This window comes from Lentisphaera araneosa HTCC2155, assembly GCF_000170755.1.
Taxonomy (GTDB): domain Bacteria; phylum Verrucomicrobiota; class Lentisphaeria; order Lentisphaerales; family Lentisphaeraceae; genus Lentisphaera; species Lentisphaera araneosa.
The window spans coordinates 1-19,246 of record NZ_ABCK01000044.1; the positions used below are offsets into that span (position 1 = coordinate 1).

Annotated in this window: 21 protein-coding genes; 8 read left to right on the forward strand and 13 right to left on the reverse strand. The window is 41.0% G+C overall.

Annotated features, from left to right (window positions below):
• The coding region (locus LNTAR_RS23560; RefSeq protein ID WP_007281285.1) for a transposase at window positions 1-779 on the forward strand (779 nt) is incomplete at its 5' end.
• A 186-nt stretch (window positions 780-965) separates the two neighbouring features.
• Here LNTAR_RS23560 and LNTAR_RS28090 read toward each other — a convergent pair.
• The 7 genes from LNTAR_RS28090 to LNTAR_RS23595 all read right to left on the reverse strand — a co-directional run bounded on the left by LNTAR_RS28090 (window position 966) and on the right by LNTAR_RS23595 (window position 5,704).
• On the reverse strand, window positions 966-1,421 hold the full coding sequence (locus LNTAR_RS28090) for a hypothetical protein (RefSeq protein ID WP_007281286.1): 456 nt from the start codon (window positions 1,419-1,421) through the stop codon (window positions 966-968).
• 73 nt (window positions 1,422-1,494) lie between these two features.
• Entirely contained in the window at window positions 1,495-2,526 is a 1,032-nt protein-coding gene (locus tag LNTAR_RS23570; protein ID WP_007281287.1) for a prenyltransferase/squalene oxidase repeat-containing protein, read from the reverse strand.
• A 269-nt stretch (window positions 2,527-2,795) separates the two neighbouring features.
• Window positions 2,796-3,518 carry a hypothetical protein gene (locus tag LNTAR_RS23575; RefSeq protein ID WP_007281288.1) on the reverse strand — a complete coding sequence of 241 codons (723 nt, stop codon included), beginning with the start codon at window positions 3,516-3,518 and terminating at the stop codon, window positions 2,796-2,798.
• 10 nt (window positions 3,519-3,528) lie between these two features.
• Window positions 3,529-3,834 (reverse strand): hypothetical protein, encoded by a 306-nt coding sequence (locus LNTAR_RS23580; RefSeq protein WP_007281289.1) that lies wholly within the window; start codon window positions 3,832-3,834, stop codon window positions 3,529-3,531.
• Window positions 3,835-3,974: 140 nt separating this feature from the next.
• Window positions 3,975-4,451, reverse strand: coding sequence for an RDD family protein (locus tag LNTAR_RS23585; protein WP_007281290.1), 477 nt, complete (start codon window positions 4,449-4,451; stop codon window positions 3,975-3,977).
• Between the two features lie 171 nt (window positions 4,452-4,622).
• Window positions 4,623-5,000 carry a hypothetical protein gene (locus LNTAR_RS23590; RefSeq protein WP_040915710.1) on the reverse strand — a complete coding sequence of 126 codons (378 nt, stop codon included), beginning with the start codon at window positions 4,998-5,000 and terminating at the stop codon, window positions 4,623-4,625.
• Between the two features lie 110 nt (window positions 5,001-5,110).
• Complete coding sequence (locus LNTAR_RS23595; protein ID WP_007281292.1) at window positions 5,111-5,704, reverse strand: hypothetical protein; 594 nt, start codon at window positions 5,702-5,704, stop codon at window positions 5,111-5,113.
• A gap of 68 nt (window positions 5,705-5,772) precedes the next feature.
• Between LNTAR_RS23595 and LNTAR_RS27460 the strand changes: the two genes are divergently transcribed.
• The gene (locus tag LNTAR_RS27460; RefSeq protein ID WP_007281293.1) at window positions 5,773-5,943 is read left to right on the forward strand and encodes a DUF6435 family protein; all 171 of its coding nucleotides are present in this window, start codon (window positions 5,773-5,775) and stop codon (window positions 5,941-5,943) included.
• A 506-nt stretch (window positions 5,944-6,449) separates the two neighbouring features.
• The gene (locus LNTAR_RS23600; RefSeq protein ID WP_007281294.1) at window positions 6,450-7,175 is read left to right on the forward strand and encodes a hypothetical protein; all 726 of its coding nucleotides are present in this window, start codon (window positions 6,450-6,452) and stop codon (window positions 7,173-7,175) included.
• Here the strand turns inward: LNTAR_RS23600 and LNTAR_RS23605 are convergent, their stop codons facing one another.
• Window positions 7,176-8,180 carry a tRNA dihydrouridine synthase gene (locus LNTAR_RS23605; RefSeq protein ID WP_007281295.1) on the reverse strand — a complete coding sequence of 335 codons (1,005 nt, stop codon included), beginning with the start codon at window positions 8,178-8,180 and terminating at the stop codon, window positions 7,176-7,178.
• Window positions 8,181-8,305: 125 nt separating this feature from the next.
• Here LNTAR_RS23605 and LNTAR_RS23610 point away from each other — a divergent pair, with 125 nt between their 5' ends.
• Window positions 8,306-8,776, forward strand: coding sequence for a GreA/GreB family elongation factor (locus tag LNTAR_RS23610; protein WP_007281296.1), 471 nt, complete (start codon window positions 8,306-8,308; stop codon window positions 8,774-8,776).
• 249 nt (window positions 8,777-9,025) lie between these two features.
• Here LNTAR_RS23610 and LNTAR_RS23615 read toward each other — a convergent pair whose 3' ends face one another.
• Complete coding sequence (locus LNTAR_RS23615) at window positions 9,026-9,922, reverse strand: aldo/keto reductase (protein ID WP_007281297.1); 897 nt, start codon at window positions 9,920-9,922, stop codon at window positions 9,026-9,028.
• A gap of 116 nt (window positions 9,923-10,038) precedes the next feature.
• Between LNTAR_RS23615 and LNTAR_RS23620 the strand changes: the two genes are divergently transcribed.
• Window positions 10,039-11,694 carry a serine/threonine-protein kinase gene (locus LNTAR_RS23620; protein WP_007281298.1) on the forward strand — a complete coding sequence of 552 codons (1,656 nt, stop codon included), beginning with the start codon at window positions 10,039-10,041 and terminating at the stop codon, window positions 11,692-11,694.
• Between the two features lie 62 nt (window positions 11,695-11,756).
• Here the strand turns inward: LNTAR_RS23620 and LNTAR_RS23625 are convergent, their stop codons facing one another.
• The 4 genes from LNTAR_RS23625 to LNTAR_RS23640 all read right to left on the reverse strand — a co-directional run bounded on the left by LNTAR_RS23625 (window position 11,757) and on the right by LNTAR_RS23640 (window position 16,950).
• On the reverse strand, window positions 11,757-11,999 hold the full coding sequence (locus tag LNTAR_RS23625) for a hypothetical protein (protein WP_007281299.1): 243 nt from the start codon (window positions 11,997-11,999) through the stop codon (window positions 11,757-11,759).
• 116 nt (window positions 12,000-12,115) lie between these two features.
• Window positions 12,116-15,181 carry a DEAD/DEAH box helicase gene (locus LNTAR_RS26345; protein ID WP_007281300.1) on the reverse strand — a complete coding sequence of 1,022 codons (3,066 nt, stop codon included), beginning with the start codon at window positions 15,179-15,181 and terminating at the stop codon, window positions 12,116-12,118.
• Window positions 15,174-16,595 carry a twin-arginine translocase subunit TatC gene (gene tatC / locus LNTAR_RS23635; RefSeq protein WP_007281301.1) on the reverse strand — a complete coding sequence of 474 codons (1,422 nt, stop codon included), beginning with the start codon at window positions 16,593-16,595 and terminating at the stop codon, window positions 15,174-15,176. The genes LNTAR_RS26345 and tatC overlap by 8 nt, the downstream gene beginning before the upstream one ends.
• 67 nt (window positions 16,596-16,662) lie before the next feature.
• Window positions 16,663-16,950: a Sec-independent protein translocase subunit TatA/TatB gene (locus LNTAR_RS23640; RefSeq protein WP_007281302.1), complete on the reverse strand. Its 288-nt coding sequence runs from the start codon at window positions 16,948-16,950 to the stop codon at window positions 16,663-16,665.
• 93 nt (window positions 16,951-17,043) lie between these two features.
• Between LNTAR_RS23640 and LNTAR_RS23645 the strand changes: the two genes are divergently transcribed.
• From LNTAR_RS23645 to LNTAR_RS28095, 3 genes are all read left to right on the forward strand, one after another.
• Window positions 17,044-17,688 carry a 6-phosphogluconolactonase gene (locus LNTAR_RS23645; RefSeq protein ID WP_007281303.1) on the forward strand — a complete coding sequence of 215 codons (645 nt, stop codon included), beginning with the start codon at window positions 17,044-17,046 and terminating at the stop codon, window positions 17,686-17,688.
• Between the two features lie 117 nt (window positions 17,689-17,805).
• Window positions 17,806-18,435: a transposase gene (locus LNTAR_RS23650; RefSeq protein ID WP_007281304.1), complete on the forward strand. Its 630-nt coding sequence runs from the start codon at window positions 17,806-17,808 to the stop codon at window positions 18,433-18,435.
• A 48-nt stretch (window positions 18,436-18,483) separates the two neighbouring features.
• Entirely contained in the window at window positions 18,484-18,771 is a 288-nt protein-coding gene (locus LNTAR_RS28095) for a hypothetical protein (RefSeq protein WP_007281305.1), read from the forward strand.
• Window positions 18,772-19,246 lie beyond the last annotated feature (475 nt).

Below are 19,246 nucleotides of genomic sequence, written 5' to 3' on the forward strand. Positions count from 1 at the left end.
CAGGATATAACGGCATGGCGTTTATTGCCTTAGCAAAAGAGTTGGGCCACGAAGTTTTAATGCCGTTGAAAATGAGTCATCTAGCTCAGAAAATGAACGATTCTAAGAAACGATCTCTTGTTCACGAGATTAAACTCACTCGTTCACACCTTAAAAACTATCCAGATCATCAACATTTACTAGGAACAACTCTTAAAATTCGTCTTATCAGAACACTGGGAACGTCCAAACTTAAATCGCAGGTTTTAATCACGACCTTACTGGATGACGCCAAATTCTCATGGAAAGAACTCTCAGGTTTATACCGTCAGCGCTATCTTGTGGAAGTAGCCTACCGACACCTGAAAGTTAACCTTAATCTGGAGTCGATTCGGAAGCGAAAATTTTCAAGAATTAAAAAGTTTATGTATGCCGCCATTGCTTTATACAACCTAGCGGCGGTATTACGGAATCGAATTAAACTACCTGAGATATTGCCAGAGGATCACGGCACGAAGATGTACTGCTTTTCCTTTTGCTTAAACCGTATTTGCGTTTTTTGCCTCGCGATCCTTAATCCATTTAGAGGCTCGAAAAAAGCATTGGCGAATTGCTTAAGAGCAGTCAAAAGCTGTTGGTATATTTATAAACCATGGAGGTCTTCTCCTAGAATATGTAATACTCCACCTTCAAAATTCACTGTGCACAAAGGAAAAGTAAAATATAAAGAAATTGAAACTGCGCAATTCCTCAATGCTGAGTATCAAATATTAGGGGTTCAATATGGCCAGATTTCATGATGAAAAATCCTTAAGTTCCCTCCCATTAGGGGGGGGGAGACAAATATTACTTTAAAATATACCTCCATAGGAATAAGGAGGGCTTAGCTACGGGAGGAACACAGCTGAGCACGAGCGGAAAATGAAATTTCGACCGTGATGAATTAAGTGATTGAGAAGCTTTAAGGGGGAGGGATGAGGGTGAAATCAGAAAATGTCTACAATTTCCTCGCCAGCTTCAGCTGCTTTTTGTTTAACGCTCGGTTTCTTGCCAGCAGATTTTTTAATGACTGATGAAGGCAAGTAGCGGTAATAAACCGTTAACATCAAAGCACATTTTGTGGTAGAGTACACTTGATTATCAATTAACTGATTACCACAATGATTTAATTCAAGTGGGGTAGGACTCAGCCAGTAACCATCAGGATGTTGATTTTCTATTAATATTTTTTGGAATTTTTTATTCCACGTATTCCATCCACTACCACCACGTTGAAACAAGACTTGAGTTGTATAGTACCAAAAATAAAGTGCCATTTCTCCATTATCTCTCCACGCAAGATGCTGGATATCGTGCTTGGCGGCATAATCACCTACACGTTTCGCTTCTTTACAATCGGGTTCACCAAGTAATTGCAGACATAAAACGCCTACGCCACGCATTGCTGGCGCGCGTATCCTTGTTGAATTGGTACGGTAATAAAAGCCTGTATTAGTGGCATGTTTTTTAAGATGTTTAATAGCTATTATCAATAGCAACGGGGAGATCTTGTAGATCACAACCACCTGCCATGGCCGCCTTTAAAGCTTGGAAATTATATGAGGCAGTAGAAAGGTTTGAATGACCATTATTTGCGTATGCGTAATAAAAGCCGCCGTCAGGATTTTGTTTATCACAGATATATTGAATTGTTCTGTTAAGAGGTTCAAGCAAAACATAATTACCCATCATAGCGTAGGCTTCGGCAATTGCGTAAGCAACAAGGCCATGAGTATAAGCCGATCCTTTTTCGGGATTGTCATTGTGAATCCCTATAGGAAATTTACTTTTATTACCCCATTCTGCTAACTTCATGATACCCTTGCGAACATGAACACCATATTTTTGTGATTTAGGTGTATCTCCATGAGCAAGAAAACTTAATATAGCAAGTGCGGTCATGGATTCTTTATTTGCAGCGCCCCAAGTTCCATCCGGGTTCTGGTTTCTTGCGAGCCAGTCGAGGGCATTAGCAAGTGATTTTTGTGCACGAGCTGAGCCACCATATTTGCGGATGGCATTGGCTTTGGCATTGGGTGATCGAGAAGAGAACATCTTTGAAGAAGTGAGTGGAGACGTTGTGGGTTTAACATCTGACAGGAGTTCTACATCATCAAAAATTTCAGCTGCTGGAGGCTCGTCAGTATCATCGATTTCGGTGGCAATATCTTCTGTGACATCCACTGGTTCAGTGATTTCGGGATTAATTGTTTCCGACTCAGTTTCGAGTTCCGGTTCGGGCGGAGGCGGTGGAGGAGGAGGCGGTGGAGGAGGTTCCTCTACAATTTCCTCCATTTTCTGGGTGACTTCTACATTGGCACTTCCAGCTTTGCTTTCACCTTTAAATAGAGATGCTAATAAAATGAGCAGGATATGACAAAATGTGGAGATAACTGGGCCAATTAAATTTTCTTTTAACTGGGCTTTACTGTAATCTTCTTGGATCTGTTTAAGTTCTACTTGAGGAAGGACGCCAAAGCTACCATCATCTTCGTGTTCTTCTGTCATTTATTTCTTATCCTAAAATTTTTCGTATCCTCTTTTATTGTAGCAAGTCTGAAAAATATTACAGAATCCTTCAGTATTTATTTAAATCTTCACGATTACCCACAATAAGGGGCATGATAATTCGTTGATACTTCGCCTTTTTTTCAAAAAATCATTTTTCAAATTTCTGTGCAACAAAGAAAAAATAATTACCTGAAATGATGAAGTTTTAGAGCTAAAAAAGCCCCGTCATGTTAATGACGAGGCTATATGCTTAAGTGTCTTTGGTGTTATTCTTTTTTGCCAATATCTCTAGGGCTTGTGTAAGCAATTTTGAACTTGTTGAGTACTTTGCTGATATACTGTACGACGATGTGGTTCGTCTTTCCCTGACCTATAAATTCGTAATAACGAACAGAGTTTTTGTAATCGGAGATGACGATTGAATTATGGTTTTCATCAAAGAGGGCGTAAGCAACGGTTGTTTCTATAACTTCATCTTTTGACTCACTATCTTCAAATCCGGCGTCGCCAAAGCCCCCTTCATCTCCTTCGATTTGAAAGCGTAGAGCAAAGACATAGTTCGACTCACAAAAGCAATCGCCCTCCCTTTCGTAGTCTTTGTCGTATTGCTTCAAAATTTTATTAAAGTCATTGGCTTGCCATTCAATATCTTTAATAATTTCTTTTACTTTCGTGCTTATCCCATTCAATATAAAGGTGTCTTTTGTAGCGATTTTACCGAGGGAATCGTGATCCGTGTAGCCTTCAAACAAGATTAGGTCGACCGAAGTAATTAAATCTTGATTCTCTAAGAGGTCGAAATCATATTGATTAAAGGGATCATCGTCGTCTTGTGCGGATATTTCAAAAGAAGCATTAAAGTCGTCGTTATCTATAGCTTCTGCGGATTCCTCAAATGCGTCATCACTAAAAGAATCATCTGGGCTCATTTTATCTGATTGACAGGAAAAAAGTAAGATGACTAAGAGTATACCGAAAATTTTCTTCATAATAAAATCCCTATTGTAGTTGGGCTGACTTATTAAAATTGGCGGTTTTAAGTAGGCAATAAATGATATGAAAAATCAAAAGATAATTTAAGACTCCTTCGGGGGCGACGGTCATGAAGACAATGAAGAGTAGGGTGAAAAAACTAAATAGGATCGCTTCTTGTATCCAGCGTGTGGCGCGGTCTTTTGGCTGGTTGCGAATGACTTTACGCACTCGTAAATCTTCAAGGTGCAGGGAACGCTTAAATTCAGACTCCCAGAAGCAGCTATACATAACAAGTAGGTAAATGGCGAGTAGCGAAAAAAATAAACTCATTTGAAAATCCTCACCTTCCCAAAAACTATGTACTCCCAAATACAGACAGGCGAGCCCGCTTAAGCTGGGGCGCCATTTGTAGAATGGGAGTCGAGAGTATTTCAAAATGAATTTAAGGGATGGATAGAGTGACTATTGACCTAGCGCGTCAAAACAACTTTTGTTTTGGAGAGGCGATCATGCCAGCCTTTGGTTCCCTCGGCATAGAGGAAGCTAAAAGATTCAAAAGGAATAAATCGGCAAAAAGTTCTCAAAAGAATTGTGCCAGCTTTTGGTTTATTGCCGTCGAGGTCAACAACCTTGGTGCCGACAATCATTTTGCCAATGGTTTTGCCCATCATGATTTCTTGCGGGAAATAATAACTTGTGACCAAAAAGAGGCCGAATAAGAAGTTGGGTAAGGGCTCGGAAATACTTTCGAGTACATGCATGGAATTTGTCACAGCTAGCACAATGCCCAAGCACGCGCCAAAAAGCACGGAGTAAATTAGGTAGAAGACTGTATCTAAAATCAGCGTCAGAAAGCGCTTTCCCTGTGAGGCGAGATTCAGTTCTTCTTCAAAATTACCGACTTCTAATTCAGTTTCTGGGGCTTCATAGACATTGGCTGGTTCCATATCTTCTCTCCTTAGTTTTAATATCTTCCATAGATAATGATTAGATTAAACTGATTTAGAAAATAGATATTTCCAGTTCTAGAAGCACATGGTGCTTGTGAGCTAAGAGAGTTTTTTCTCTAAAGCGCATTAAAACAATATTTTCATCTTAAGAGAGCCAGCCTTAAGTAATTATTTTTTTTGGAAATCCATCTTATCTAAAGATAAGCCTGCTTGGCAGCTCGAACATGTTTCACGCTCTAAATGACTTAAGTCTTCGGATTTTCTATAAGTTGATTTGAGCTCAATATTACCTTTGCATGATTCGCAAAAAAGTTGAAACCTCTTGAGAGTCATTTTTTTAAAAATGAAGAGATAGACGGGGTAGAGCAACCATAATCCTAATAAAATGCGGTCATTGTTCGTGGAATTGGCACCTAGGTATTTGCCTTGATTGAGAATGACAAAGGTCAGGAAGACAATACAAAAAACGATCAGTTTAAAGTGGATGATGGCTTTATTGCGCGCTTTTTGGTTTTGATTGCGAAGGAATTCTATTTCACTTATCATGGGTAGCCTAATGAGTTTGTTTTTTGCTCTATCTAATTCCAAATACCTTTTCTTCAAATGCTACTTAGTCTATAATTAGGTGAAGCTAGCGCTTTGTAAGCGATAATGACTTACGCTTCTTTAAATGTTTTCTTTGGCGCGTTTTCACTATCTTGATTTTTTGACTGCACAATCAGTACAATTCCCCAAATAATAAACACAAAGCCCGTTACACCGACTAAGAGTGAGAGGGCCATACCACCAAAAATGATCCCAAAGAGTGTTTTGAAATTGGATTGTGAAAAGGAAAATATTCTTTCTTCATCCTCACCACCAGAAACTTCTATATCGACTTTTCCTGGTTTTACAATATCAATATAACCTATGGTGTTCCTAGCATGGTTACCACGTGTGGATGACATGGAAGTATCACTAACGAATGTGAAAGACTCTCCACTTTGAGCATCTTTCAAGAGAAACTTCATACCATCGGGAATATCCTGTGAGCGATTATAACTCTTGCCTTGGAAGATCGTTTGATGGTCATTCCAAAGGTAATAAGTACCTATTTCATTGGCTTGAACCTGGAAACTTCCAGGGACTTTGAATTGATTGTCATTACTGTCTTGTAAAAAGAGAGGAATGATAATTGCTAAGGGGATAATAAAAGCGCCAAGAGCAAAAAGGATGCCGCCTAGAGTGATGATTTTATGTTCTTTTTTCATATCTTATTTTTGCTTGTATAGATTATCGGAACTTCTTTGTTTAATTCTTAATTTAAAAGGACTTAATTATGTTTTCTTTCCTGAAATCCGACCCCGTTAAAAAATTAAAAAAAGACTACGAAAAGAAAGTAGCTGACGCCATGAATGCCCAAAGAAATGGCGATATAAAAACTTATTCATCACTCATTGCGGAATCAGAAAAAATGTGGGATAAAATTCAAGCTGCCGAAGCTAAGTAGAATTTGATCATACCCTTTTTAAATCACATCCTTAGTTTTTCAGCCTTTTCCTAAATGTCTTAGATATTAACAGCTACAGCAGCTATTGGCTAAGATGAGTAGTGTTGTAATGAGGATATACTTTTTCATCTGATTAACTCCGTTTTTATTTAATGATTTAATAGAGCGGTCTTTTGTGGGTTTCGCAAAACTTGAGAGGGGAGGAGAAGGGCATTTTTTAATTCTTAATGGTAAATTTTGAATTATTAAAGAGCAAAACAGAGTCTAATAACTAAAATATAAGACCTAAAGTCAATGCATTATTTTGTGTGACTCTGAGTAATCTGTGGATCTTTATTATATCTCTTAAGAGCCTAAATCAACTTAGGCTTATGCACATAAAAGGTGCAGAAACCTCGTTCAAATAGCTTTTTCAATGTAAGATGATTTTTATATGTAGACTTGTTTATACCTTGTAGCTAAAGAATTTGCAGAGTAAATTTAAGCAATGAAAATTGGGTAGTGTTATGTCTGACGAAGAAGTGCTTTTTAAATGCTTGGGTTGTAAACGACCTTTGGTAGCAGCGCGAAAGTATATCGATTGTAAAGTCAGGTGTGCGAGCTGTAACTTAGCTATGGTCGTTCCTATGCCTGGTCAAGAAGCTCGTTATTTTGATGCCAAAGAAGCCAAACTCAATCCCTTGGATACCCACAAGATTAAATCCTTGAAAAGCTTGAGTTCATCCTCGCAAATGTTGCATAAACCTTCGTCAGAGGAAAATGAAACTGAAGAGGGGCAAGGCCCCGATGATGATAAGCCAAGTATTTACGATACTCAAGAGATTAAATCTTTAAGTTTTATTGGGCGAGAGCTAGTCGAAGGTGGAGACGCCGAAGTTGAAAAGCCTGAAGTTGAATTAGACCTTTTGATTGGTAGCGAGCGCATACACCCTCCGCGGCCCAAAACAGAAGAAGACTTACCGATTCAAGTGGAGAGATTTTGCGATGAGGGACTATTCGAAGATACTTATTTAAAGCCAAAAAGGGTTGTTCCTTCAAAGACTATTCGCGGGGAGCGACGACGTCCGCAAACTCAGGTGAAAAAGACTAAGGTCAACTACCTTTTGGGGCTATTATGCCTTTTACTTGTCGGTGTATTAGCCTTTGTTTTGATCAAAAAGCCGAGCTTAAATGAGGTTTATCAATTTTTGGGGATCAAACAAACTGAGTCTACTGAGCCCCAGCAACCCTAACTAATCAAAATAGAGCTCATGCTTTTCGAGTAGGGCTCGAACTTCGTCCAGCTTCTTAGTTTGCATGATTTCCGAGCGGAAAGCATTGGCCCCAGGAAAACCTTGAGCATAGATTTTAAAAAAACGACGTAGTGTCAGGAAGTTTTTCTGCGAACCCCAAAAAGATGTGTAGAGTGAAGCGTGACGCCATAGCAAGGCAATCTTTTCTTCGGGCGGGAGTACATTATCACCGAGCAAGTCAGTGTTAAATATCCAAGGGTTATGGAAGACACCACGGCCGATCATGGCGCCATCGAGTTTGTGTTCTTGGCAGAGTTGATGAGCTTGTTCAATGGAGCGAACATCGCCATTGCCCCAAAAAGGAATGTGAGGTTTGAGCCGATCTCGAACACGGGCACCCTTGGCAATTTCGTCCCAACTCGCCAAGCCTTCGGATTGCTGTTTTTGAGTACGACCATGGAGAATAATTGCAGCTGGTTCCACTTCGAGCAGGTGTGTCATCCATTCTTCAGTCTTATGCGCAGTAATACCCGTTCGCGTTTTGACGCTGACGGGGAGCTTAGTCGCTGCTTTAGCCGCTAAGACGAGCTCTTTGGCAATCTCAGGAGTGTTGATCAAAGCTGAACAGCCACCCTGTTTAACGATTTTGGCGACGGGGCATCCCATGTTGATATCCACGCCATCAAAAACTTCTGGGTCGACGTACTTTGAAATCGCTTCAGAAAACTTATCGGGGTTTTTGCCCCAGACTTGAGCGACAATTTTAATATTTTTTTCTTTGAGAAGTTTGCGCTCTTCATCGGAAATGAGGAAACGGTGAATAACTTTGTCGTGGCCAATGGGGTGGCAGAGTCCATCAGTTGAAATGAATTCACTGAATACCACTTGAAGGTTTTTGGGCTGGGCGGTTTCCAAAAGAATCTGACGAAAGACAGTGTCAGTTACATCTTCCATCGGTGCGAGAGCAATGCCAGGGCTCTTGATGTCGGTCCAAAAGTTATTCATGTTTAAATCCTTATAAAATCTGGCGGCAATATGGCACATTTTTTCATTTACACCAATCAAAATAAGACTTTAAAACTCTTGAGCTTTGGCTTTAAGTTTTGTCTAAGTTTGTGTACATTAGGCGCATGAATAAGAATGAATTAGTGAAAGTTATCCTCGAACGCTTACGTGGGGATTATCAGGAGTCGCTCGACGCAATTAATGAGACTGCGGAAACCGCAACTCACGAAGAAAATATAGCCAAGAGCAAATACGATACTAAGTCTATTGAGGCGGCGTATCTCGTTGAGGGGCAAATAAAGCGCAATGGCGAGCTCGAGGCAGAAATTGCGGCTTATCAAGCGATGCGCATTCGTAGCTTTGGTAAAAAGTCGCGTGCCTTACTCTCGGCACTCATTAAACTCGAAGATGAATCAGGACAGACAATTGATTTGTTTATGGGACCTCAAGCCGGGGGAATGATCATTGAGGGGGTGCAAGTGATAACTCCGCCATCACCCTTGGGTCAGGCTTTACTCGGCAAGTACTGTGGCGACGAAGTGAGCCTCGAACTCGAGGGCAAAATTCAAAAATACAGAGTCCTTGATTTGAATTAGGTCGAAATCCGCAGTAAAAGAGCTAGGTAGTTACTTTGTTATTGCGGGCAAGATGCCCACGGTCCCAGGAAGAGCTTTGTCGCTTAAGAGCGGCTTGCGACTGCTACTGCGGGCTGAAAGGGGATTAGAAATATGTGGATCGATAATTTCATATAAAAATAGAAATAATCTTAATGAACTCTGCTGCCCAGCGACTCGGTGTGACTTTAATAATTCACATCAATTAAGAATTTATTATTCAAAATTGCCTTATGCCTTTGGGTATTTTTGCATGAGGCGAATATTTTCATCGATCTCGGCAGGGATGGTGGAGCCAATGGTCATGGCATCGAGGTAATCGAGATTTTGCGCAAAGCGCATACATTCATCTTTTTTATCGAGTAATTTCCCTGCACCATAAATTTTCATGCCAATGACACCAACCCCTTTATCTTTAAATTTTCTTTGGATTGGCATGACTTCTTCAGGTGTGCCATCCATGATTTTTCCGTAGGGGTTAATGCGAGTGAGTGCAATATTCATCCAATCTAATTCAGTGGCGCGTTTGAGCGCGGGCAGAGTATGGCATGACATGCCAATAGCCTTTATTTTTCCTGCTTGGTGGTATTCCTGCAAGACCTCTACGTAGCCCGCTAGGTCCTCATCCCATTTCTCTGTGGTCATGTTATGCATCAGCATGATATCGATAATATCAACTTTGAGCTCAGTGCGGAAACGTTCGAGGGCATTTTTGGCAAAGCGTCGCTGATCGGAGGGGCTCATATCTTCGGGCTTTTTAGCATCTAGGCGGTACTGAACTTTGCTGAGAATGGTGATGTCTTCACGGGGAATGTGGCGCAAGGCTTCTCGGAAATAAATGTGTGAACCATATTGGTCTGCAAGGTCAAAGAGGCGAACTCCACGATCATAGGCATGTTGCATGAGTCCAACAAAATGTTGAAAGCCTGGGCGTGTTTGATTGGAGTGACGCCCCCCACCACGTGTACCCGTGCCTTGGGCGAGTCGACTGGTTTTGATACCGCTTTTACCAAGTTCAATGAGTTCGAGTTTTTTTAAGTCTTTGGGAGCGGCTTGAACTGAATTCAGTAAAGGGGAACTAAGGGCAAGACCACTGGTGGTGTTGATGAGTTGGCGGCGGGTAATCATTTGGCGAGATCCTAAGTTGTTTATAAACATTACCTTATTATTAAATTAAGCTAAAGGCCAATCCAGTAATAAAAAAGCTATATAATAAATTTGACACTTGAGTTAAGCATTTTTTCATGAAAATAAAAAGCTTGCGTCATTCTAAGGTTCAGCTAAGGATCAATTGGGGTCCAGTTAATATAATTAGTTACTTTTTCAGTGATTTAGTATTTATAGTCAATGTGTATTTATGGAAATATTGTGAGGATAAAATGTATACGCTAGATTTATCAAATGAACAAAATCATGTGGATGATAGTGTTGAGGAAATGACAAAGCTTGTCGAGTCTGAATCTAATTATAAAATCATTCGATTAATTGCTAAGGGTGGCATGTCCTATGTCTTTTTAGCAAAGGATTTAAAGTGTCAAAGGCATGTCGCCTTAAAAATGATGCAGAGTAGCCAGTCAAAGTTGAGAATAAATGAGAAGAGATTTATTGAAGAAGTACAAGTGACTTCACAGTTAGATCATCCATCAATTGTTCCAATTTATGATTTAAATAAGTCTTCAGATGGGATGCCTTTTTATGCTATGAAATTAGTTAAGGGAGAAACTTTAGAAGAGATTTTAAGGCAATTGGAGTCAAATAATTCTACTTACGTGGCGCAATATCCCATACATGTATTAATGCAAATTTTTACTAAAATTTGTGATGCTATGATTTATGCGGCTTCTAAATATGTAGTACATCGTGACCTTAAACCTGAAAATATTATGATTGGTCAATATGGTGAGGTATACGTCATGGACTGGGGTATTGCTAAGGTTTGTACTCCTTTGGAAACAAAACAACTTTTGAGGAAACAATCTATTTATGATTTCGAGGACTCATTTGTCAAAACTCTCAGTCAGATGTCTGAGTCCATAAGTTTATCTTCTAGTAATGATTCTTATTTGGGAACGCCGGTATATATGGCTCCAGAGCAAGTGTGTCAAGATTTTGATGTAGACACTCGCGCGGATATATATGCATTAGGAGCAATTCTTTATAGAATTTTGTATCTTAAACACCCCTTTCGTCAGAAGAGTATGCCTGAGTTATTTAAGGCCAAAATTAATAACCGAGTGAGTTGGCCTGATCAGTTTAGTAAGTCATTACCTCATATTAATAAAAATAAGATACCTTATAGTCTTATAATGGTCGCCAAGAAAGCAATGGCGGTAGAGTTAAACAAGCGATATCAAAAAGTAGGTGATTTAAAACAAGAGGTCGATTCGTGGTTACATGGTTTTGCCACAGATGTGGAGGCGGCAAACCCTGTTACACGCGCGCGATTATTTTTTGTAAGACAAAAAACATTGAGTGTAGTTTCATGCTTACTGGTTGTTTCTCTTGCCGCATTGGGGTATCAGTTCTTCTTAAAATATTATAATACCAGTTTAGATAAAAATTCATTAAGCTTGGATTTAAAACAAACATCAATAAAAAATAAAAAGAATATCTTAGTGAAGTTAAGATTAGAGAGAGAACTTAACGAATATAAAAATCATATTTCTAGTCGCAAAGAGCGATTAAATGACATGGTCATAGATGAAAAAAGTATTCGTAGTGCAATAAAACTATCTGAACAACTAACTGTACTTGAACCATCGGTAGATAATTATAGAACCTTAATTAATCTATATATAAAAAATAAAGATTACACTTTAGCAAATGAAAGTTTAATTTATGCCTTAGCGATATACCCATCCGAATCTAGGCTTCATGCATTAGTAGATGATATTCAGTGATATAAATACAAAAAAGGGCTGTATCAATTTGATACAACCCAGTGACTAAGGCTTTAGTACCTCTATTGCGTCGGCATTAAGGCAATACCAATAGCGTAAAATGGGATCGCAATTAAGCCTTTTAAGAAGGGGCTTTTAGCTTTATCCCAATGCATGATGATAAAAACCAAACTGACGAAGGGAACAAAAATGTAACCCAATCCCCAAAGAATTGATTCTTGAAATGCTTTAATTAATAAAATAATACCAAAAACAAGAGCAATAATTGCTCCAATTGCGATGCATGATAATCCTAGTGCTTCCATAAGGCACTCTCCTTTCTTTTTGTTATGTATAAGGGAGTGCGTCGTCAAAATAATTGACTACCTCCGTCCACTCCTGCATTATTGTACCATGGGAATGGGGAGATGTCAAATGACTCTTAGCCGAGTAGGAAACGGATGTCGTTTTCGGACAATTCAGAAGAAGACTTAAGTGAACCTTCCACCAATTGATCAAAGAGTTTTTCTTTTGTTTTCTGAAGCTGAATGATCTTGTCTTCAATCGTGTTCTGCGCCACCAATTTGATGATGTTTACATTGCGTGTTTGACCAATACGGTGAGCACGGTCACTCGCCTGATTTACCACCATCGGGTTCCACCAGTTGTCGTAGTGAATGACGGTGTCAGCACCTGTGAGGTTTAGACCTGTACCACCGGCTTTGAGACTGAGTAGGAAGAACTGGATGCTGTCATCTTCATTGAATTGATCAACTAAATCTTGGCGTTTTTTGGTAGAGCCATCGAGGTAGCAGTACTTGATACCTTGTTCATCCAACCATTCGCGCATCAAGCTGAGCATGGAAGTGAATTGACTGAAGACGAGGGCGCGATGACTCGAGTCACGAATTTCTTCCACGAGTTCTTGGAAGAGCTGAAACTTAGAGGATTCAATTTCTTTCGCTTTGAATTCTTCAGGTAGTAGGGCGGGGTGTGAGCAAGTCTGACGCAAGCGAGTGATAAGCGAGAGGATGTCGAGACGACGCTTTGAGAAAGCCGTCTGATCCTGCAAGATATCCTGGAGGAAATTCTCGGCAATATTCTTGTAGAGTTCCTGTTCCTTGTCGCTGAGAGTGAATTCGATAACCTGTTCTTGCTTAGGTGGAAGCTGAGGTAAAACATCTTTTTTCAAGCGACGTAAAATGAAGGGGCGAAGTTTTTTAAGCGCAATGTATTGAGCTTTTGGGTTAACTTGGTCTTCTTTGAAAGCAGCTTCGAAGTTTTTCTTAGAACCCAATAAGCTGGGAGAGAGAAATTCGAACACAGACCAAAGGTCAGCTGCGGAGTTCTCCAAGGGTGTACCCGTGAGTGCGAGGCGACTATCGGCCTGCAAGCTACGGCAAGAAAGAGCGCTCTGTGAGCGGTGGTTCTTGATGTGCTGGGCTTCATCCAGTACGACAGTGTCGAAACGTACTTTTGCATAGGCATCCATGTCGCGTCGGAGCAATGAATAAGATGTGATCAACATATCGTATTCATGGCGCTCGGCAATGACTTTTTTGCGCTCGATACTATCACCCGAAATAATGCATGTTTTCATCTGGGGAGTGAAGCGCTTGGCTTCTTTTTGCCAGTTATCCATCAAACTTGAAGGGCAAACAATGAGACAAGGTTCAGTCTTGTCGAGTGAAGCGAGCATAGAAAGTGTTTGGATCGTTTTACCGAGACCCATTTCATCCGCGAGGATGGCACCGCAGTTGGCGTTCTTCATATTGATCAGCCAATGCAAGCCATCAACCTGATAATCACGTAGTTTTTCAGTGAGGGAATCATCGAGTTGGCTAAGGTCAGCTGTTTGACCATTGACCATTTCATAGAGCCCTGACCAGCTCGACTTTTCATTGGGATCAAAGAAGCGTTGGAGCAAAGTACTGATCAGTAAGGCGTGGTGACGAGGGAATTGAACTTTGCCACGATTGGTCATGTTGAGCTCGGGGAGAGCAGCTACAGTTTCTTTTAGTTGATTCTCGATACGTACGAGAGTGCCATCTTCACTAAAGACAAATTCTTTATCGAGTTGCACTGCTTTTTGTAAGTCGTTCCAGGTAATTAAATGTTCGTCTTGTGAGCGGAATTTGAGATCTACGTCAATGAGTTGACCATCTTCGTTTTCTGTCTTGACGGTGAGGCTGGCCACTTGGTTATTGAGCAGAGCTTTTTGGAAAGAGGGTGTACAAGCAAAATTCCAGAGAAGTGGGAGACGATTTTCTTTCCAGGCCATAGCAAAGGCTACAACTTTATCAAAACCCGTGACCCACCAATAATTATTTTCTTCAACGAAGCCTAATTTTTCAATGGCCTCAATGAACTCAGCTTCTAAATTACGATCTCGACAAATTGTTTTGCTCCCCGAAGGAATGACAAAATTTTCTTCATTGTAGCGGCATTGTACGTCGCCATAATCAAAGAAGAGATCCATTTTAATAGAGATATCTTGCCAGTCGAGGATGAGGCGGGGTTGCAGGCTTTGGTCCTTGATGACTTCGTTATTATCATCGAAGAGAGGTAGGATGAAGTCGCCCTCAGGAAGACGAGCTAGGTGGATTTTGCCGTCATCAAACCACTTCTTCATGGTTTTGTAGGGGAGCTTATCGTTGACTTTCCAAAGGTTATTATTTAGCATGGCCCAAATTCCATCGTGTAGGTAGAATAATTCGAATTCACTGACATCAACGATTGTATCGAGTTGGAAAGCGGGGATAATGGCAAAGCCATCGTTCTCTGGAATGCGACGTAAGCCTGCGTGAAGGTCGTCGGCGACTACTTGAACATTTTCGCCTTCGAGTTTGATTTCTTTTCCCTGGCGAAGCTTTAGGACGCGGTTGAGTAAGCTCGCTTTGATGGTCCATAAACGCCCCTCTTTTGGGAGGTCGGCAAGGAGGTTCATGACTTCGCGGTCATCAATATCGAAGTTGTCTATGGTAAGCTTTGCAGGGCCCGTGCCCGTTTCCGTTAGACTCTTGAAGTTGGAAGACGAGAATTTACGTTTCTCATATTTGATGTTGATTTCCAACTTGTAGTGTGTGGGGTTAACTACCGTCACAAAAACTTCTAGACTTGCTTTTTTCTGATTGAGGTTGAGTAGAAGACTCTCGAGTGAAGGTGTGCTGGAACGGCTAATAGTGATAGGTGGTTGCACGGGTGCGAGGTCTTCTTCTTTCGTGCTGAGAAAGAGTTCGGCACTTTCGGGAAATTTTTTCGCCCATGCAATAAGTGCGGCCGCAGCGTGTTCACAGGGAGAACCATTGACGCCACAAGAGCAACGATTGTGGACTTGTTCTGGGCTCAGAGTAATGTCCAATTGGAGTAATCGACCGCGTTGAGCCGCAACTTTGGCATTGAAGCCATTGGGGCGTTGGCTGAGGGCAATAACTAAGCCTGCATCAGCCATTTTTTGAGCGTGGGAAATTGTTTCTGGGCGGCAATATTTTTTAAGGAAATCAATCACTAGTTTCGGCCTGTGGTTTAGCAGCTTGAGTTGGTGTTGCTGGAGAAATTTTATTGAGCTCAGTTAAGTTTGAGTCATCAAGATTTTTGGCTTCTAAAATAAGCAAGATGGGTTTGATTTGCGACCAAGTTGCCATGTTTTGAAGTGCGGGGAGAGTGAGGTTAATATTTTTTAAAATAATATGGTCATTGGGACGATTCTCACGGAATTTGTATTGATAGACAAATTCATTGTTGGGCCAGAGGTAAGTTTTATCATCGAGTTCAAAAGCCCATTGCGCACGAAAATTAAGCGGTAAGTTGGCATGGTTTTTTAGTTCGAGGTCAAGGCTCGCCTCATTGCTGATGAGTGTGAGTGTGAAATTGGATTGAACCAGACGTGCACGCTCGACCGCTTCAAGCTCATTCCATTTCTGAGTCATTTCGCCGAGGATGAGTTGGCGATCATCTATAGGAAGTTCGCTCTGTTCAAGAGTCGAGAAAAGTTTGATGCGCGACTCGGGTTCGGCAATGAGTGATTGGACTTCTTCTACGCTAATCTGAGTTACAGGTGCATTACGCTTTAGTTTGAGTTCTTCTAAGTAATCGGCCCCACGAACCATGAAGTAGGCGCCGCCTCCAAGAAGGATGATAAGGGCAATAACGGCTTGTTGGATTTTTTGACGAATACTTTTTCCTTCGCGTTTACTCTCGATTAAACCACAAAGAAAGAGGCTTATTTCGAAAATAGCGTAGGCAGGGATGCCAATCATGCACTGAGAGAAAACATCTGGTGGTGTGAGTAGGGCGGAGACGACGAGAATTGAGATAAATACGATGCTTCGCGATGAACGCAATTTTTCTAGGCTGACAATATTGAGGGCATAGAGGATGGTGGTGATCACGGGGAGTTGAGCCATGAGACCAGATGCACCGCAAATTTGCAAGGCAAAGCCCGTGACGCTCGCCAAGCGTGGTTTGTATTCAACACCAGGGATATTTTGAGAGTAGAAGAAGTCGAGTGTGGCAGGGAGGATTTGGTAATAGGCAAACATAGCGCCTGCGAGAAAGAGCAGGGTGGAACTCACGACAATGTTTTTGCCCCATTTCTTCTCTTTGTCGTAAAGTGCGGGGGAAATAAAATTCCAAGCGAGAAAAGTGAGGTAGGGAATGAGCAAGAAGGCTGCAATGATGAGGCCCACTTTGAGTTGTTCCATAAAAGTCTCGGCAGGCATGATAGCCTGCAAAGTGGGAACTTTGGTCATCGATGTCAGCTGACCAATGAGGGGCTTGGACATGATGGCGCCAAAAGGGAATAAGATGATGAGAGCAATTAAAGCTTTAAATAGGCAAACTCGTAGATCATTTAAATGATCTAAAAGGCCCATTTCCTGAAGCTGCTCTTCGTTTTCTTCGTAGTCGTCGTAATTATTCATAAATCAAGAAAAAAATGCCACCCCATGTGGATAGGGTGGCGATAAATTGAGGGTTTCAACCAAGAGATTATTTAGATTCGCTTTTGGCTTTTTCTTTCTCTTCTTCTTTGGCAGTCGGTTTTTCGTCTGTCACGATGTCTTCTTCAGCAGGAGGAGCAATCTTCTTTGGCTCTTCTTTTGATTCTTCTTCGTCGACAGCATCATTGAAGGCGCTTTTTGCTTCATTGAATTCGCGTTTGGCTTTACCGAGTGAGCGCGCGAGTTGTGGAATTTTCTTAGGGCCGAAGATGAGGAGTACCGCTACGACAATCATGATGATCTCTGGTGTACCCAGGAAGGCAAGTGTTGTATTCATAATTAATTCCTGAAGTTTATGCTTGAAAGCTGTTTAAAATTATGGTCTTCACTTTAATTTACATGCCAAAATACTCAAGGAGAATAAGTAATAATGCATAAAATAAAGAAATATGATAGTTTTGCGGCTTTAGCAGAAGAATTGAAAAGCTCATTAGATGGCTTGGTTGTTTTGTCAGGTGGTTCAACGCTTCCTCCTCTCATTCAAGGTTTTAGTGATCTCGGTGCTTTGAACGGTAAAACGACTTGGACTTGGAATGATGAACGCTTGGTGGATTACGATGATCCAGACAGTAACTTCGGTACAGTCCGTGAGCTTTTGGGCAAAGATGACCTCGTGCCACTTCCTTTTGCGGATAACGCAGAAATGGCAGCGGGTTACATGCAGTCAGTGAGTGAAGGCGACTTACCTCAGGCCGAATTATTACTTCTCGGTTTTGGTGATGATGGTCATATTGCAAGTTTGTTCCCCGGTTCGGACGCTTTAGAGACAGAAGGTGAAGAAGCGGATTGGCTCGTACGTGCGACTGCTTCCTACGAACCTAAAGAACGTTGGAGTTGGACAATGAATGCTCTGACGGGATCAAAAAAGACGGTCGTTCTTTTTAAAGGGGCTTTAGATGGTGCCAAAGGGAAGATCGTTAAAGAAGTTCTCGAAGATCCAGCATGTGATTATCCTTTAGCGCGTTTCTTACGTGCGACGAAAGGCGAAGTTTTGATTTGCCAAGTCGACGCATAAGTTAAATTTCATTCTATTAAAAAAGGTCCGTTTTCACGGGCCTTTTTTCTGGTTTCGTTCTCTTGCTTTGGGTGATGAGGTGTTTTATATTCTCTGTGCTTTGGAAAGGAGAAAGTTGTGGCTCATAATCGTGTGAAAGAATCTTGTTCGGATCAAGCAGTTTATTATCTTGTGACTAATCGTATTGCTGGTGGTCGCATGTTATTCAAAGATGTCGAGAAATATAAGCTCAAAGAGCTGTTATTTGCGGGCTGCGCAAAGCTCAGTTATCAGGTGATTGATTATGTTTTTATGGATAATCATTTTCATCTACTCATTAAAATTCCACCAACTTCGAGCATGGATGATGTGGAGCTTTTGAATCGTTATCGACTTCATAAGCAGAACGATGAAATCACTTTTATTAATTCAGCGCAGAAGGATGATTTCAGAGATCAAATTCATGACATCTCATTCATCATTGGCAATTTTGAGCAAAGATTCGTTCAGTGGTTTAACAAGGAGAAAAACTCTTGGGGGCGTCTCTTTGGTCAGCGTTTTGACTCCGAAATGATTGAGGTTTCACCTCAGTCAGATTCTCTGCTTCGAGTCATGGCTTACATCAGTCTCAATCCAGTTCGAGCTGGGATTGTCACTGACCCAAAAGATTTCTTTTTCTGTGGATATGCTGATCGTTTGGCAGGTGGAAGCGTTGGGGAGTCAGATCAAGACTTCTTTGATCTTTTTTGCCATGGTATCGAGGCTTAGTTCGAAAAAGACAAGCAAAAGCATTTTAGGGAGGTTTTTAGGGCTTATATGCTTGGCTTGCGTCGTTATAAGAATGCTGATTCGCAAACTCTGGTAGAATTCTTCAGGGAAGTGAATTTAAGTGAGGAATTAGCCTGGGACGATCTCTTTATTCATAAGTGTCGATTCTTCACTAAATGCCTGGTCATTGGCTCTGAAGCTTTCGTTCGGGAGAAGTTAGCGAAGTTCTCCTACAAGATGAAATGGAAGAGAATTCATGAGCCTTACACTGAAGATGAATGGAATAATATTTATTCCCTCAAGCCTAGGAAAAAAGCTCGAGCCGCACCCAATTAAAATATCAGCTCAGAACTTCATAAAAACAGAATTTGAACTCAAGATGATTTAAAACCGTCTTGATTGAGTCGTTTTTCTTTTAGCCGAGTTTGTACTCCATCGGCTAAGTTTTGGCTTGGATCTCTGCGCTTTTAATCGGCTAAAAGAGAAAAATGACTTTTTGCATCAATTTTGACCCCCTAAACGCAGAAAAAGAGCCCCCATTTGGAGCTCTTTTCGATTAGCCTTTTTCTAAGGCCTGTCCTTTAATTTTTTCCTTTAATTTTTGTGTCGACCAGCGGGAGGCCAAGGCATTAGAATCAGCTAAAAAGAAAAAAGTATCGGCGATATTTGCGCTGATACTTTTTCTGTAAGTTATTGGATGAATTAATCTTCCACTGATTTTTTACTTTTCTGAGAAAGGCTCATCCCTTACACTGAGGATGAATGGAATGATATTTATTCCCTCAAGCCTAGGAAAAAAGCTCGAGCCGCA

Bases quoted from the DNA above. Each gene is read 5' to 3' on its own strand.
- LNTAR_RS28090 (WP_007281286.1), bottom strand. From the start codon at position 1,421: ATGCGTGGCGTAGGCGTTTTATGTCTGCAATTACTTGGTGAACCCGAT.
- LNTAR_RS23570 (WP_007281287.1), bottom strand. From the start codon at position 2,526: ATGACAGAAGAACACGAAGATGATGGTAGCTTTGGCGTCCTTCCTCAA.
- LNTAR_RS23575 (WP_007281288.1), bottom strand. From the start codon at position 3,518: ATGAAGAAAATTTTCGGTATACTCTTAGTCATCTTACTTTTTTCCTGT.
- LNTAR_RS23580 (WP_007281289.1), bottom strand. From the start codon at position 3,834: ATGAGTTTATTTTTTTCGCTACTCGCCATTTACCTACTTGTTATGTAT.
- LNTAR_RS23585 (WP_007281290.1), bottom strand. From the start codon at position 4,451: ATGGAACCAGCCAATGTCTATGAAGCCCCAGAAACTGAATTAGAAGTC.
- LNTAR_RS23590 (WP_040915710.1), bottom strand. From the start codon at position 5,000: ATGATAAGTGAAATAGAATTCCTTCGCAATCAAAACCAAAAAGCGCGC.
- LNTAR_RS23595 (WP_007281292.1), bottom strand. From the start codon at position 5,704: ATGAAAAAAGAACATAAAATCATCACTCTAGGCGGCATCCTTTTTGCT.
- LNTAR_RS27460 (WP_007281293.1), top strand. From the start codon at position 5,773: ATGTTTTCTTTCCTGAAATCCGACCCCGTTAAAAAATTAAAAAAAGAC.
- LNTAR_RS23600 (WP_007281294.1), top strand. From the start codon at position 6,450: ATGTCTGACGAAGAAGTGCTTTTTAAATGCTTGGGTTGTAAACGACCT.
- LNTAR_RS23605 (WP_007281295.1), bottom strand. From the start codon at position 8,180: ATGAATAACTTTTGGACCGACATCAAGAGCCCTGGCATTGCTCTCGCA.
- LNTAR_RS23610 (WP_007281296.1), top strand. From the start codon at position 8,306: ATGAATAAGAATGAATTAGTGAAAGTTATCCTCGAACGCTTACGTGGG.
- LNTAR_RS23615 (WP_007281297.1), bottom strand. From the start codon at position 9,922: ATGATTACCCGCCGCCAACTCATCAACACCACCAGTGGTCTTGCCCTT.
- LNTAR_RS23620 (WP_007281298.1), top strand. From the start codon at position 10,039: ATGAAAATAAAAAGCTTGCGTCATTCTAAGGTTCAGCTAAGGATCAAT.
- LNTAR_RS23625 (WP_007281299.1), bottom strand. From the start codon at position 11,999: ATGGAAGCACTAGGATTATCATGCATCGCAATTGGAGCAATTATTGCT.
- tatC (WP_007281301.1), bottom strand. From the start codon at position 16,595: ATGAATAATTACGACGACTACGAAGAAAACGAAGAGCAGCTTCAGGAA.
- LNTAR_RS23640 (WP_007281302.1), bottom strand. From the start codon at position 16,950: ATGAATACAACACTTGCCTTCCTGGGTACACCAGAGATCATCATGATT.
- LNTAR_RS23645 (WP_007281303.1), top strand. From the start codon at position 17,044: ATGCATAAAATAAAGAAATATGATAGTTTTGCGGCTTTAGCAGAAGAA.
- LNTAR_RS28095 (WP_007281305.1), top strand. From the start codon at position 18,484: ATGCTTGGCTTGCGTCGTTATAAGAATGCTGATTCGCAAACTCTGGTA.